The organism is Bradyrhizobium sp. SPXBL-04 (assembly GCF_051853035.1).
GTDB classification, from domain to species: Bacteria; Pseudomonadota; Alphaproteobacteria; order Rhizobiales; family Xanthobacteraceae; genus Bradyrhizobium; species Bradyrhizobium zhanjiangense.
Genome location: NZ_CP182472.1, coordinates 3,357,761 through 3,372,127, shown reverse-complemented (window position 1 = coordinate 3,372,127; position 14,367 = coordinate 3,357,761). Strand labels below are relative to the sequence as shown.

The following is a 14,367-nucleotide window of genomic DNA, read 5'->3' as shown; positions in this document are numbered from 1 at the left end:
GAATTGCACGGCGCGGACGGATCGGATTTAAGGGCTAAAGACCCGCAATTGAAGGCCCATTTCCTTGCACGAATTGACCAAAGCGCCCGCTCCCCCCCGCCCCGACCTCCATGTTGCCACCGAGGGAGAATTTAAGGGCTGGCGGACCTGGATTCGGGACAGTTTTGAGTCCCATGTCGGCCCGTTCTGGCACCGGATCGAGGCGGACGGCAGTGTCCGCAGCGCCTTCCGGGTCGAAAAGAAGCACCTCAACGGCTCCGGCAACGTCCATGGCGGCTGCTATATGGCCTTTGCCGACTACTCCCTGTTCGCAATCGCCACCCACGTCCTGGACAGCCGGGCGGTGACGACCAACTTTGCCTGCGAATTCCTCGACGCGGCACGGGAGGGCGAGCTGATCGAATGCACCGGCGAGGTCAGCCGCGCCGGCGGCTCGCTGATCTTCCTGCGCGGCAAGATGATGTCCGGCGAGCGGCTGCTGCTCACCTTTTCCGGCACGATCAAGCGGATGAAGCGGAAGCCGCAGCCCCAGCCAAACGCATAGCTCGACGCCTTCCCTTTTCACGCCCCCTCGCCCAGAGTTGCATCAAGCGCTTGTGCGCCGGGGAGCAGGAACAAGGTGCCGCAGAGCACATCTGAGGCGGGTCGCGCGATGGCGTCCGCATCAACGCCGTCGCCGTCCATGGCCGCCACCGGCGCGCGCAGCTGGCGCGACTATGCGCTGCTGTTCGCGCTCGCCTGCTGCTGGAGCTCGACCTATCCGTTGGCGAAGCTCGCGCTGGACACGATTCCGCCCATCACCTTCATCTCGGCGCGCTCGCTGATCGCGGCCGCCTTCCTGTTCGCGATCCTGTGGATGCGCGGCGTCACGATCCCGACCGACGCCAAGGCCTGGAAGCTGTTCGCGACCCAGCAATTGATCAACTCGACCTTCCCGTTCCTGATCATCACCTGGTCGCAGCAATACGTGCCGGCATCGAACACGGTGGTGCTGGCGTCGACGACGCCGATCTTCGCCTTCCTCATCACCTCGCTGATCACACGGCACGAACCGGCAACGCTGCTGAAGCTCGCGGGCGCGATCCTGGGCCTTGCCGGCACGATTCTCATCGTTGGCCTCGATGCGCTACGCGGCTTTGGCAGCGAGATCGTCGCGGAGATCGCGATTCTCTTCGCCACCATCTCCTTTGCCTGCGCCACGATCTTCGGCCTCAGGCTGTCCGACTACGACCCGATGGTGGTGGCGGCGGGCTCGTTGCTGTTCGGCGGCATCATCCTGCTGCCGCCCTCGCTTGTCATCGATCAGCCCTGGATGCTGCACCCGACGCCGACCGCGATCATCGCCACCATCGTCATGGGCATCGTGTCGAGCGCATTGGGCTTGATGCTGTTCTACGTCTGCCTCGCCCGGCTCGGCACGCTGACCACCAACGCGCAAGGCTATTTGCGCATCCCGATCGGCGTCGGCCTCTCCGTGTTGCTGCTCGGCGAGAACGTGCCATCAAACCTGGCGCTGGGCCTGCTGCTGGTCATGGCCGGCGTTGCGGCCATGACAGCGCCGGCGGAGCGGCTGAAGCTACGATAGCGTGAAGCGCTTTTTGCGAGCGTCAATCAAGCAGCCACGTTCGGCTGCCGGAAGGCCGCTTCCATCTCGCGGCGCACCCGCACGGCGAGACTATTGGGGTCGTATTCGACGTCGTCCCATTTCAGGCGCGGGCGTAGAGCAGATGCGCGTCGGCGGAATCGAAGTCCGGCCATTGCTTCTGGAGATCGTCCAGCGTTGCGACGAGGGTCAGTCGTCTCAAACGCGATGCAAGTTCGTGAAATCGCAGCCGAATGCCGCTATTGCTTGGCGTCGTCCGCCAGCATCTTCCGGTACTTCTCGACGTCGCGCGTCACGAGCTTTTGCAGCACCTCGGGCGTGTGCTCGTCGGGGTCGGGCGCAACGGTCGAGAGGTCGGCAAAGCGCTTCTTCACCGCGTCGGCTTCCACCGCCGTGCGCGCGGCGGCGTTGAGCTTGGCGATGACGGCCGGCGGGGTGCCCTTGGGCGCAAACAGGCCGTTCCAGCCCTGCGCCTCGAACTCGGGCAGCCCGGCTTCGGTCGACGTCGGCAGATCCGGCAGCGTCGCGAGCCGCACGGTGGAGCCGACCACGACGCCCTTCACCAGCTTCTCGTTGATCGCCTGAGAGACGGAGGCGGCCGCATCGCAGACGCCGTCGATCTGACCGCCGACTGCATCGGTCAGCGCGGGCGCGGCGCCGCGATAGCCGACCAGCGTCGCGTCGATCCCGGCGGCGGTGACGAAGCTCTTGCAGATCAAATAGTTCGACGAGCCGACGCCGGCATGGCCGAGATTGATCTTGCCTGGATTGGCCTTGGCGTAGGCGATGAACTCCTTCAGGTCCTTCGCCGGAAAATCATTGCGCACGGCGATGATGCCGAACGTCTTCGCCACCATGGCGATCGGCACGAACGAGTCCGGCGTGAACGGCAGTTTTGGATAGATCGTGTAGGTCGCGGCATTGGTGCCGGCATTGCCGATCGCAATGGTGTAGCCGTCGGGCTCGGCGCGAGAGGCGCGTGCCAGCGCGGTCGAGCCGCCGGCACCGGCGACGTTCTCGATCACGATCGTCTGGCCGAGCGCGATGCCCATCTGCTCGGCGACGGTTCGCGCGATCACGTCCGAGGTGCCGCCGGCCGCGAACGGCACGATCATGGTAACAGGACGTTTGGGATAATCCTGCGCGAACGCAACGGTCGCGAACGACAGCGCCGCGAGCGCGGCGAGCGACCGCTTCAGCATGAACGAGATCACGCGGCTTTTTCCAGATGCTGGACCAGGCCGGCGAACAGGCCGCGGCCGTCGGTGCAGCCCATGATGTCTTCGACGTGGTTTTCAGGATGCGGCATCATGCCGAGCACGTTGCCCTTGTCGTTGACGATGCCGGCGATCGAATGCGCCGCGCCGTTGATGTTGCTGTCATCGTCAACGACACCGTCGGCCGAGCAGTAGCGATAGAGCACCCGCCCCTCACCTTCGAGCCGCTTGATGGTCTCTTCGTCCGCCTCGTAATTGCCCTCACCGTGGGCGACCGGCACGCGGATCACCTGCCCGGCATTGTAGCCGCGGGTGAACGGCGTGTCGGAACGCTCGACCCGCAGATGCACGTCGTGGCAGATGAATTTCAGCCGCGCATTGCGCATCAAGACGCCCGGCAACAGGCCGGACTCGCAGAGAATCTGGAAGCCGTTGCAGACGCCGAGCACGAGGCCGCCCTTGGCCGCATAGTCGCGCACCGCGTCCATCACCGGCGCCCGCGCCGCAATCGCGCCGCAGCGCAGGTAATCGCCATAGGAGAAGCCACCCGGCACCACCACGAGGTCGGTGCCCGCAGGCAGCGAGGTCTCGGCGTGCCACACCATTGCGGGCTCGCTGCCGGAGATCAGCCTCAAGGCACGCGCCATGTCGCGCTCGCGATTAATTCCGGGAAAGACGAGGATGGCGGCTTTCATGGCTTAAGTTCCGACGGTGGCTGGAATCGGGGGTGGCACGGAGGGGCCAATTCGCCAACAGACATAACCATTTGACGGGGATTTTACCAGTGCTAGCCTCGGCAAACGGCCTTGTACACAGGCTCTGGTCGCACGCAGTCTGACCGCTCGATTTGCTCGGGATTGAAGCTATGAATATCCCGTCGCTGTCCGCATCTCCCTCCGAGCCGGTGCCCACCGAGGGCGTCGTTGCTGCCGGCGCCTATGTCGACGGCCGGCGCGTCGCCAATATCGCCATCAGCGAGGCCTCGAGCTGGCGGGCCAAGCCCGGCCATGTGGTCTGGATCGGCCTGCACGAGCCGGACATGGCGCTGCTCGGCGCGGTGCAGAAGCAGTTCGATTTGCATGATCTCGCGATCGAGGACGCCAACCACGCCCATCAGCGGCCCAAGATCGAGCAGTACGGCGAGGCTCTGTTCATCGTTGCGCGCACCGCGCAACTGGTCGAAGGCCGGATCGCCTTCGGCGAGACGCACATTTTCGTTGGCGATGGCTATCTGGTCTCGGTGCGCCACGGCGCTTCGACCTCCTACACACCGGTGCGCGAACGCTGTGAGAGCTGTCCGCGGGCGCTCGCCCGCGGCGAGGACTACATCCTGTACGCCATCCTCGATTTCATCGTCGACAATTACTCGCCCGTGCTGGAGAGCATTCACGAGGAGATCGAGGAGATCGAGGACGACGTGCTCGCGCACGCGATCACCAAGGCGCAGATCGAGCGGCTCTATATGCTGCGCCGCGACCTCCTGCGACTCCGCAACGCAATCGGGCCGCTGGTGGAGGTCTGCCGCCGGCTGGAGCATGACGAGCTGTCGATGGTGCGGCAGGCCATGCAGCCACTGTTCCGCGACGTCACCGACCACGTCCGCAACATCCAGGAGCGGATCGATTCCATGCGCGAGGTGCTGGCCTTTGCCTTCGAGGCGAGCCTGCTGGTCGGCCAGGCTCAGGAGACGGCGGTGTCCAAGAAGCTCGCTTCCTGGCTCGCGATCATCGCGATCCCGACCGCACTCGCCGGCATCTACGGCATGAACTTCAAGCACATGCCGGAGCTGGAATGGGAGTACGGCTATTACATGCTGCTCGGCGTGATGCTGACGGCATGCGGCGCGCTGTACTGGCGATTCCGTCGTGCAGGGTGGCTGTAAGCCGCCCGCGCGTTAGACGATCTCGACCCGATAATTCTCGATCACGGTGTTCGCCAGCAGCTTGTCAGCGGCTTCCTTCAGCACGGCTTCCGCCTTGGTCTTGTCGGCGCCAGCGAGCTCGATGTCGAACACCTTGCCCTGGCGGACGCTGGCGACGCCGTCGACGCCGAGCGACTTCAGCGCGCCTTCGATGGCCTTACCTTGCGGATCGAGGATGCCCGTCTTCAGGGTAACGGTGACACGTGCCTTCACGTCAAAAATCCTCTCTCAGCTCTTCACCAGCACCGGGCCGGAGCCCTGGGGACGCTCGTTCTCCATGAGGATGCCGAGGCGCTTTGCGACTTCGGTATAGGCCTCGAGCAGGCCACCGAGATCCCTGCGGAAGCGGTCCTTGTCGAGCTTCTCGTTCGACTTGATGTCCCACAGACGGCAGGAGTCCGGCGAGATCTCGTCGGCGACGATGATCCGCATCATCTCGTTCTCGAACAGGCGGCCGCACTCCATCTTGAAGTCGACGAGGCGGATGCCGATGCCGAGGAAGAGGCCGGTGAGGAAGTCGTTGACGCGGATGGCGAGCGCCATGATGTCATCGATCTCCTGCGGCGTCGCCCAGCCGAAGGCTGTGATGTGCTCTTCCGACACCATGGGGTCGTTGAGCTGGTCGTTCTTGTAGTAGAATTCGATGATCGAACGGGGCAGCTGGGTGCCCTCCTCGATGCCGAGGCGCTGCGACAGCGAGCCGGCGGCAACGTTCCGCACCACCACCTCCAGCGGCACGATCTCGACCTCGCGAATCAACTGCTCGCGCATGTTGAGGCGGCGGATGAAATGGGTCGGCACCCCGATGTCGTTGAGGTGCTGAAACAGGTACTCCGAGATCCGGTTGTTGAGGACGCCCTTGCCCTCGATCACCTGATGCTTTTTCGCATTGAATGCGGTGGCGTCGTCCTTGAAGTGCTGGATCAGGGTACCGGGCTCCGGGCCTTCATAGAGAACCTTTGCCTTGCCTTCATAAATGCGACGCCGACGGCTCATTGGGATGTACCGTGTTTTGTTGAAATCCATGAATTTGGTGTGCTCCGGTTGACTAGGATTAGGACCCACAGCGGAGCTGCCGTGAACGGCTGGGAACCCGTCTCGAATCCTTGGAAACAGAACGGGAACCAAGCCTTAGGCAACCTATCCGATTGGCTGTCCAAGCACAATCGATCCGGCCGTCCGGCACCAACTTATACCGTCTTGCCTGCGGCTTAACGGCCCGTTGTTTTGCCTATTTCTGCTCTCTATGTAGGCATGCAGCCGGGCCGCCGCAACGGAAGGCTCCCACTCCATTCAGAGGGATTTGGAACAAAGCATGAGCGAGTTCGACAAGCGCGAGGAAGGTTTCGAGAAGAAGTTCGCCCTCGACGAGGAGCAGAAATTCAAGGCGGAGGCCCGCCGCAACCGGCTGCTCGGCCTGTGGGCGGCCGAACAGCTCGGCATCACCGGTGACGCCGCCACCGCCTATGCCAAGGAGGTGGTCGCGGCCGATTTCGAGGAGGCCGGTGATGGCGACGTCCTGCGCAAGGTCATGGCCGATTTCGCCGCCAAGAAGGTCGCCGTCACCGAGCAGGCGATTCGCGCCAAGATGAGCGAGCTGATCGCGGTGGCGGCCGCCGAGGTGAAGGCCGGGAAGTAACTGGTTCAGGCGAGTCGCCGGCGCGCAATTCCCTTGCGCGCCGGCGACCGCTTTCTGGCGTCCCGCGTGGTCGAGACATCCGGCCCGGCATAGTGGCGGCGGATGGTCTCGAGCAGGCGCTCGGCGGCCGCGCTCAGAAAGCCGCCACGACGCGTGACAAGGACGATGTCCTGGTTCGCGGCAAGATCGCCCACGGCGATCGTCGCGATCGAGGCCGCACGCAGCTCCTCCGCCACGTGGCTTCTCGCCAGGAGTGCAAGGCCAAAGCCCGATTCCACGAGCCGCTTCTGCGCGGTGAGGCTGTCCACGGCCGTCCACTCGATTTCGCCAAGCCCTTGCGTCAGAAACAACGCGAACACGTGAGCGGCGGCGATCTCGCGACGACCGCGAGTCTCCGGGAATGCGATCCAGCGCTCGCCGTGCAGCTCGGCGAGGCGCTTCACGCGCTTTCCGGCCAGAGGATGGTCGGGCGCACAGACGACCTGCAACGCCTCGCTCAGCACCTGCTCGCAGGCGAGATCGCCGGAGCGGTCGGTGTTGTAGCGCAGGCCGATCGTGGCCTCGCCGCGCCGAATGAGATCGCTGACCTCCGCACTGGTCGCTGTCTGCAATGCCAGCGTGACGGCGGGATTTTCCCTCGCAAACCGCTTCATGATGGTCGAGAGGCGGCCATCGGCCAGCGTACCGGTGACGGCCAGCGAAACCGGCCCCGAATTCTGCTTGGTCAACGCGCGTATCGCCTGTTCGGCGTCCTGCGCCGCGGCAACGGCGCGCTCGGCATAGGGGATCAGCACGCGCCCGGCATCGCTGAGCCGGGTGCGGCCTGCCACCCGCTCGAACAGGGGCACGCCGAGCTCCTGCTCCAGCAAGGCGATACGGCGCGAAATCGCCGGCTGCGAACGGTGCAAGAATTTTGCGGCATTCGAGATCCCGCCCCTGCGATGAACCGCCAGGAAGGTGTTGATGGCGTCACTGTCCATCGCAACCTCATGCAAAAAACTGATGATGTCCGGAGAAATAACAAATTTGGCGGATGACGGAAATGCTCCTAAGGCTGCGTGCACGAACAACACGGAGACGAGCCATGACGAGCCAGCTGGACAAGGCGACGGCGTTTCGCGCGCTGCACGAGCGGCCCGGAGCCTTCATCATTCCCAATCCGTGGGACGCCGGGACGGCCAAGCTGCTCGCGGCGATGGGCTTCGAGGCCCTCGCGACCACGAGCCTCGGGGTGGCCAACATGCTCGGCAGCGGCGGCGTCGGTCTCGACGTCATCCTCGCCAACGCGCGCGCGATCGTCGAAGCCACCAACTTGCCGGTCAGCGTCGACCTCGAGAATTGCGGCGCAGATGAGCCGAAGCGTGCCGCCCAAGCGATTCAGCGCGCCGCCGAGGCTGGCGCGGTCGGAGGTTCGATCGAGGATTTCAGCGGCGACCGCGATCGCCCCATCTACGACTTTTCTCACGCCGTCGAGCGCGTCCAGGCCGCGGTCGAAGTGGCGCGCGCGCTGCCGATTCCGTTCACGCTGACTGCGCGGGCCGAGAACTTCCTGCACGGCCGCAAGGACATCGACGACACAATTCGCCGCCTGCAGGCCTTCGAGGCCGCGGGCGCCGATGTCCTGTATGCGCCGGGCCTCTACGATCTCGCCACGATCCGGACCGTCGTCGCCTCGCTCAGCAAGCCGTTCAACCACGTGATGGGCTTTGCCGACCCGACGCTGACAGTTGGGCAATTGTCCGCCGCCGGCGTCAAGCGCATCAGCGTCGGCGGGGCCATGTCGCGCTACGCGCTCGCCGCGTTCCTGAACTGCGCACGCGAGATGAAGGACAAGGGATCCTTCACCTATGTTCGCGACATGGCGCCCGTCGGCGAGCTGCGCGCCGCCTTCGCCGCGCTCACTCCTCCCTAAAGCCGTATTCCGGCACGTTGCCGCTGGCGCCGTAATATTTGTACGGCAGGAACTTGCCGCTCATGGTGATCTTGACGCGGTCGCCCTTCGGATTGGCGACGCGCTCGATGCCCATGTCGAAGTCGATCGCCGACATGATGCCGTCGCCGAACTCTTCCTCGATCAGCGCCTTCCAGGCTGGGCCGTTCACCATCACCATCTCGTAGAAGCGGTAGATCAGCGGATCGGTCGGCGGCATTGGCGTGCCGGTGCCGCGCATCGGCACCTCGTTCAGAATGGCAACCTCCGCCTTCGACAGGCCGAACAGCTCGCCGGCATTCGCGGCCTGCGGCTTGGTCAATTTCATCTGACCGAGGATCGCGCCAACGATCAGCACCTCGGAATAGCCACCGATCTTGTCGCAGATGTGTTTCCAGCTCCAGCCCTTCTCGCGCTTGATGTCGAGCAGCTTTTCGGTGAGGTCTTCGCGTTTCATGTCAGGGTCTCCTCTTCAAAGGCATGATCCGGAAAGTGTGAAGCGGTTTTCCGTAGATCGTGCGTCTATAAAATCACGCAGTGAGTCCGGGGCTGGGCCCGGATATCCATGGCTGTCGTTGCTCTTCGCCATTCGACGCGATCGTTAGTCCGGGCTTGCCGATCTGAACCACCGGCACGTTGCGCGGATCGTGACCGGGCGTCTCGGCGGCAAAGGTCTTGCTACGCGTCACCAGGAAATCGATGATGTGGTTGCGCAGGGCGTAGTACAGCGGATGGCGGTGCAGATCGGTGCGGCCGCGATCCCTCGGCAGCGGGTTCTCGACGACTTCGGCGAGCACCGCGCCCGGACCGTTGGTCATCAGAAAGATCTTGTCGGCGAGGTAGATCGCCTCGTCCACATCATGGGTGATCATGAACGCGGTCTGCCCGGTCTCGAGGCAAATGCGCCGCACCTCGTCCTGGAGCGTGCCGCGCGTCAGCGCGTCGAGCGCCGAGAACGGCTCGTCCATCAGCATCATCTTCGGCGTGATCGAGAGCGCGCGGGCGATGCCGACGCGCTGCTTCATGCCGCCCGACAGCTCGGAGGGACGCTTGTGCTCGGAGCCGGTGAGGCCGACAAGATCGATGAAACTCTGCGCATGCGCCCTGACCTTGGCGCGATCCCAGCTCCGCCATTTCGAGCTGACGGCATAGGCGACGTTGCCGAACACGGTGCGCCAGGGCAAAAGCGCGTGGCTCTGGAAGATCACGGCGCGGTCGAGACTGGTGCCGGAAATCGCCTGCCCGTCGACGATGACGGCGCCTTCGCTCGGCGCATCGAGGCCGGCGAGGATGTTGAGCACTGTGGTCTTGCCGCAGCCGGAATGGCCGATCACGCAACAGAACTCGCCGCGGGCCATCGACAGCCAGAGATTCTCGAACACGCTCGTGGTGGCGCCGCCCGCGCCCGGATAGCGCTTCGCGATGCCTTCGATGGAGATGAATTTATCGGTCACTGTCCTACTCCGGAAACGTGACCATGCGCGTGAAGCGCGCCAGGATCTGGTCAAGCAGCATGCCGACGATCCCGATCAGGAGGATCGCGATGATGACGTTGGTGATCGAGAGGTTGTTCCACTCGTTCCAGACGAAATAGCCGATGCCGGTGCCGCCGACGAGCATTTCGGCCGCGACGATCACGAGCCAGGCAATGCCGATCGAGATGCGCATCCCGGTCAAGATCGTCGGCGCCGCCGCCGGTAGGATCACGGTGAAGGCGCGCCTGACGGTGCCGACCTCAAGCGTGCGCGCGACGTTGATCCACTCCTTGCGCACGCCGGCAACGCCGAAGACGGTATTGAGCAGCATCGGCCAGATCGAGCAGATGAAGATGACGAAGATCGCCGAGACCGAGGAATCCTTGATGGTGTAGAGCGCGAGCGGCATCCAGGCCAGCGGTGAGATCGGCTTGAGCACCTGGATGAAGGGATCGAGCGCCTTGCTGAGCAGCGGCGACATGCCGATGAGGAAGCCGAGCGGGATCGCGACCATCACCGCCAGCAGATAGCCGGTGCCGACGCGCGCGATCGAATAGGCAAGCTGGATGCCGAGCCCCTTGTCGTTCGGCCCGTTGTCATAGAACGGCCGCCTCAGGTGCTCCCAGAGCTTTGCGCCGACATCGAGCGGCCCGGGCATCGCGGATTTGCCCTGCGTCGCGGTCAGGCCCATCAGCTTGGCGTATTCCGGGCTCATCGCTGTCGTTGTGCCGGTCGAGCGCGTGGCGAGATGCCAGATGCCGAGGAATGCGGCGAGAAGCGCGATAGAGACGAGGCCGGCGCGGAGGCGGAGGGAGGAGTTCATTGCGCAAGACCTCTCCACATGTCGTCCCGGCGAAGGCCGGGACTCATACCGCGGACTCTATCGATCGCCATCGGCAGCAGTACCGAACGACGAGTCTTCGCCAAACATCTCCCTGGGGTTATGAGTCCCGGCCTTCGCCGGGACGACGGTAGCGAGAGAAGTTTACTCACGACGCCTTCCTGATTTTGAAGCTGGCCAAATAGTCCTCAGGCTTGGTCGGATCGAATGTCTTGCCCATCACCGCGAACGACTTGTAGCTGCTCACGGGCGGCGACAGCCCCATCTCGGTCATCAGCTTCTTCGTATCGGTCGCCAGGTACACCTGCTCGGCGACTGTCTTGTAGTCGACGTCGCCCTTGATCTGGCCCCAGCGCTTCATCTGCGTCAGCATCCACACCGCAAAGGACTGCCAGGGGAACGGATCGAAATCTACCCGCTTGGCGTCGGTCTTCACGCCACCGAGGCCGTCGGCGTAGGTGCCGGTCAAAACCTGTTCCAGCACCGTGACCGGTGCGTTGATGTAGTTCGCCGGCGCGATCGCCTCCGCGATCTGCTTGCGGTTCTCCGCCTTCGACGCATAGGCCGTCGCATCAACGATGGCCCGCGTCAGTGCCGCAAAGCTGTTCGGCGCCGTCGTGATGAACTCTCGACTCGCAGCAAAGCTGCAGCAGGGATGGCCGTCCCAGATCTCCTTGGACAAGAGATGCATGAAACCGACGCCGTCATAGATCGCGCGCTGGCAGATGTTGTCGGGCGCGAGGAAGCCGTCGATGTTGTCGGCGCGCAAATTCGCGACCATCTCTGGCGGCGGTACCGAGCGCAGCTGCACGTCGGTATCGGGGTCGAGACCGGCTTCCGCGAGATAATAGCGCAGCAAATAGTTGTGCATGGAATAGTCGAAGGGAATGGCGAACTTCAGGCCCTTCCAGTCCTTGGGATCGCGCTTGTCCTTGTGCTTGGCCGCCAGCACGATGCCCTGCCCGTTGATGTTCTCGATCGCCGGCACGGCAAAGGGAATGGCATTCGCACCGAGCCCCAGCGAGATCGCGATCGGCATCGGCGCCAGCATGTGCGCCGCGTCGTATTCCTTGTTGATGGTCTTGTCGCGGATCACGGCCCAGCCGGCGGTCTTGACCACTTCGACGTTGAGGCCGTGCTTGGCATAGAAACCGAGCGGGGCCGCCATGATGATCGGCGTCGCGCAGGTGATCGGGATGAAGCCGACCTTGAGGTCCTTCTTCTCGGGCGCGCCAGTCTCGGCAAACACCTCGGTTGCGGTCTGAAGCGGGAAGAACTGCGATAGCGCCGCCAGCGCCGTCGAGGCCCCAACCGATTTCAGAAACGCGCGCCGCGCCATATCTTGCGGAAACATCGCGCGCATCACCGCGGAGGCGACGACGCCCGCGTAACGCGTCTCCTCGCTGTCCGTCGGGTCGCAGCGCAGGGCTGCGCTGGCCTGCTCGTGCTCCGCCGCCGATCGGTGCTGGCCACAGACACAACCGGCTCGAAGGTTTCGATCGGGATCAAACGGATTGTCGAATGTGGACATCGGACCTCCTGCGCGTCATTGCAGAAGGGATTACGCAAGGAGCATGCCATCGTCGGATCGTCGTGCAGTGCGTTGATGGCGCAGCACTTTCTGTCGCGTTTGGTCGCTACGAAAAGTCGTGATAAACGAAAATTCGTAATCAAATGACGAGATTTCGTAATGGCAATGACGCCAATGCCCGGCCGCGACGATGCGGCCGACACCATCGATCCGCGCACCGCGGCGTTCGAGTCCTCAGTGGAGGCGACGCTGCTGGTCGATCCCTATCGCGATCAGATCATCGACGCCAATCCGGCGGCCTGCACCCTGCTCGGCTACGACCGCACGCTGTTGCGGCAGACCAGGGCCAGCACCCTTCATGCCGGCCAGCTCCCGGCGCTGACCGTGTTCACCCAGGCCGTGCTGCACAAGGGCGCCTACTGGACCACGGCGCTCACCCCGCGCCATGCCGCCGGCCAAAATCTCAGGCTCGAATATGCCGGCTGCATCCTGCCCCATGACGGCCGCACGCTGGTGCTGCTCACCCTCACCGATCTCGAAGCGCGCCGCCGGCGCAACGTCGACGCTGCTGCCGAAGACCACATGCGCGGCGGCATCTCGACCTGGCAGCGGGTCGAACGCGTGTTCCAGGACATCGAGCGCGAGAACCAGCTGATCCTGCGCGCGGCCGGCGAAGGCATCTATGGCGTCAACGCCGAGGGCAAGACCACCTTCGTCAACCCTGCGGCGGAGCGGATGCTCGGCTGGACCGCCGAGGAGCTGGTCGGCAAGGAAATCCATCCGATCGTGCACCATACCCACCATGATGGCCGGCACTATCACAACCACGACTGCCCGATCTATGCGGCGTTCCGCGACGGTGCCGTGCATCAGGTCGACGGCGAGGTGTTTTGGCGCAAGGACGGCTCGCCGGCCTGGGTCGAATACACCTCCACTCCGATCCGCGACCGCGGCGTGGTGGTCGGCGCGGTCGTGGTGTTTCGCGATGTCAGCCAGCGCCGCGAGGCCGACGAGAAACTGCATGCCGCGCTTGCCGAGGTCGACCGCCTGCGCGAGCGTCTCGAGCTCGAAAACGCCTATCTCCAGGAAGAAATCCGCATCGAGACCAATCCCCGCGGCATCATCGGCCAGAGCGAGGCGATCCAGAAGACGCTGCGCCAGGTCAAGCTGGTGGCCCCGACCACCGCGGCGGTGATGATCACCGGGGCATCAGGCACCGGCAAGGAGCTGATCGCGCGCGCCATCCACGAAGCCTCGGGTCGCAGCGACCGGCCGCTGATCCGCGTCAACTGCGCCGCGATCCCGCGCGAATTGTTCGAGAGCGAGTTCTTCGGTCATGTCCGCGGCGCCTTCACCGGCGCAACGCGCGACCGCATCGGCCGGTTCGAGCTTGCCGACGGCGGCACGTTGTTTCTGGACGAGGTTGGCGAGATCCCGCTCGAACTCCAGGGTAAGCTGCTGCGCGTCTTGCAGGAAGGCAATTTCGAGCGCGTCGGCCAGGAGCGCACGCGCGCGGTCGACGTGCGCGTCATTGCCGCGACCAATCGCGATCTCAAGCAGGAGGTGCAACGCGGCCGGTTTCGCGAGGACCTCTATTTCCGTCTCAACGTATTCCCGATCGAGACCGTCCCCTTGCGCGAACGACGCGAGGACATTCCGCTGCTGGCCCAGCATTTCCTGACGCGCGAGAGCAAGGCGTTGAAGTCGAACCTGCGTCTGTCCGAAGGCGATGCGCGGCGGCTGACCCGCTACGACTGGCCCGGCAATGTCCGCGAATTGCAGAACGTGATCGAGCGCGCCGCAATTCTGTCTCAGAACGGGCGGCTGCGCATCGATCTGCCCGACCCCTCCGGCACGCAAGCTCCGAGCGGCGTTGCACGCCCGAAAGCCGATGTGCGCCCCGCGGTCATGACGTCATCGGAAATGCGCGATCACGAGCGCGCCAACATTTTGGCGGCGCTCGAAGCCTGCGCAGGGAAAGTCTTCGGCCCCGGCGGCGCGGCCGAGATGCTCGATATCAAGCCGACCACGCTGGCCTCGCGGATCAAGGCGCTGGGAATCGCGCCTCGTCCACGGGCGGGCCTCAACGGCTAGAATGTGGCGAAGCACGGTCGCGCGCCTCGGTTCGCCTCTCCCGTAGGGAGAGGTCGGATCGCACCGAGAGATGCGATCCGGGCGAGGGCTTACGATCTCACCAAAGGCAACGCCCC

15 protein-coding genes are annotated in these 14,367 nt (G+C 64.2%); 6 read left to right on the top strand and 9 right to left on the bottom strand.

From position 1 onward, the window contains the following. Window positions 1-64 precede the first annotated feature (64 nt). Window positions 65-544, top strand: a complete 480-nt coding sequence (locus ACNJX8_RS15705) for a PaaI family thioesterase (protein WP_439361302.1) — start codon at window positions 65-67, stop codon at window positions 542-544. Window positions 545-619: 75 nt separating this feature from the next. Next, window positions 620-1,585 carry a DMT family transporter gene (locus ACNJX8_RS15700; RefSeq protein ID WP_439361301.1) on the top strand — a complete coding sequence of 322 codons (966 nt, stop codon included), beginning with the start codon at window positions 620-622 and terminating at the stop codon, window positions 1,583-1,585. Window positions 1,586-1,842: 257 nt separating this feature from the next. On the opposite strand, the gene ACNJX8_RS15695 is transcribed toward ACNJX8_RS15700, so the two are convergent. After that, window positions 1,843-2,817: a tripartite tricarboxylate transporter substrate binding protein BugD gene (locus tag ACNJX8_RS15695; RefSeq protein WP_439361300.1), complete on the bottom strand. Its 975-nt coding sequence runs from the start codon at window positions 2,815-2,817 to the stop codon at window positions 1,843-1,845. Continuing rightward, entirely contained in the window at window positions 2,814-3,515 is a 702-nt protein-coding gene (gene purQ / locus ACNJX8_RS15690; RefSeq protein ID WP_091889052.1) for a phosphoribosylformylglycinamidine synthase subunit PurQ, read from the bottom strand. Before purQ ends, ACNJX8_RS15695 begins: the two co-directional genes overlap by 4 nt. Before the next feature lie 170 nt (window positions 3,516-3,685). On the opposite strand from purQ, the gene ACNJX8_RS15685 reads away from it, so the two are divergent. Continuing rightward, complete coding sequence (locus ACNJX8_RS15685) at window positions 3,686-4,702, top strand: magnesium and cobalt transport protein CorA (protein WP_128938692.1); 1,017 nt, start codon at window positions 3,686-3,688, stop codon at window positions 4,700-4,702. Window positions 4,703-4,714: 12 nt separating this feature from the next. Here the strand turns inward: ACNJX8_RS15685 and purS are convergent, their stop codons facing one another. Both purS and purC read right to left on the bottom strand, forming a co-directional pair. Then, a complete protein-coding gene (gene purS, locus ACNJX8_RS15680; RefSeq protein WP_091889056.1) occupies window positions 4,715-4,954 on the bottom strand; it encodes a phosphoribosylformylglycinamidine synthase subunit PurS in 240 nt (79 codons plus the stop codon). A 15-nt stretch (window positions 4,955-4,969) separates the two neighbouring features. Then, window positions 4,970-5,737: a phosphoribosylaminoimidazolesuccinocarboxamide synthase gene (gene purC, locus ACNJX8_RS15675; protein WP_173015815.1), complete on the bottom strand. Its 768-nt coding sequence runs from the start codon at window positions 5,735-5,737 to the stop codon at window positions 4,970-4,972. Window positions 5,738-6,056: 319 nt separating this feature from the next. Here purC and ACNJX8_RS15670 point away from each other — a divergent pair, with 319 nt between their 5' ends. Further along, on the top strand, window positions 6,057-6,380 hold the full coding sequence (locus ACNJX8_RS15670) for a DUF1476 domain-containing protein (protein WP_128932894.1): 324 nt from the start codon (window positions 6,057-6,059) through the stop codon (window positions 6,378-6,380). Window positions 6,381-6,385: 5 nt separating this feature from the next. On the opposite strand, the gene ACNJX8_RS15665 is transcribed toward ACNJX8_RS15670, so the two are convergent. Beyond that, a complete protein-coding gene (locus ACNJX8_RS15665; protein ID WP_439361299.1) occupies window positions 6,386-7,360 on the bottom strand; it encodes a LysR family transcriptional regulator in 975 nt (324 codons plus the stop codon). 104 nt (window positions 7,361-7,464) lie between these two features. Between ACNJX8_RS15665 and ACNJX8_RS15660 the strand changes: the two genes are divergently transcribed. Next, window positions 7,465-8,292, top strand: coding sequence for an isocitrate lyase/PEP mutase family protein (locus ACNJX8_RS15660; protein ID WP_439361298.1), 828 nt, complete (start codon window positions 7,465-7,467; stop codon window positions 8,290-8,292). Here ACNJX8_RS15660 and cynS read toward each other — a convergent pair. From cynS to ACNJX8_RS15640, 4 genes are all read right to left on the bottom strand, one after another. Continuing rightward, a complete protein-coding gene (cynS, locus tag ACNJX8_RS15655; protein WP_439361297.1) occupies window positions 8,279-8,767 on the bottom strand; it encodes a cyanase in 489 nt (162 codons plus the stop codon). The genes ACNJX8_RS15660 and cynS overlap by 14 nt on opposite strands. A 73-nt stretch (window positions 8,768-8,840) precedes the next feature. Further along, the gene (locus ACNJX8_RS15650; RefSeq protein WP_439361296.1) at window positions 8,841-9,764 is read right to left on the bottom strand and encodes an ABC transporter ATP-binding protein; all 924 of its coding nucleotides are present in this window, start codon (window positions 9,762-9,764) and stop codon (window positions 8,841-8,843) included. Between the two features lie 4 nt (window positions 9,765-9,768). Then, window positions 9,769-10,608, bottom strand: a complete 840-nt coding sequence (gene ntrB / locus ACNJX8_RS15645) for a nitrate ABC transporter permease (protein ID WP_128932890.1) — start codon at window positions 10,606-10,608, stop codon at window positions 9,769-9,771. 166 nt (window positions 10,609-10,774) lie between these two features. Beyond that, window positions 10,775-12,157, bottom strand: coding sequence for a CmpA/NrtA family ABC transporter substrate-binding protein (locus ACNJX8_RS15640; protein ID WP_128946525.1), 1,383 nt, complete (start codon window positions 12,155-12,157; stop codon window positions 10,775-10,777). 159 nt (window positions 12,158-12,316) lie between these two features. On the opposite strand from ACNJX8_RS15640, the gene ACNJX8_RS15635 reads away from it, so the two are divergent. Further along, window positions 12,317-14,251 carry a sigma 54-interacting transcriptional regulator gene (locus ACNJX8_RS15635; RefSeq protein ID WP_439361295.1) on the top strand — a complete coding sequence of 645 codons (1,935 nt, stop codon included), beginning with the start codon at window positions 12,317-12,319 and terminating at the stop codon, window positions 14,249-14,251. Window positions 14,252-14,367: the final 116 nt, after the last annotated feature.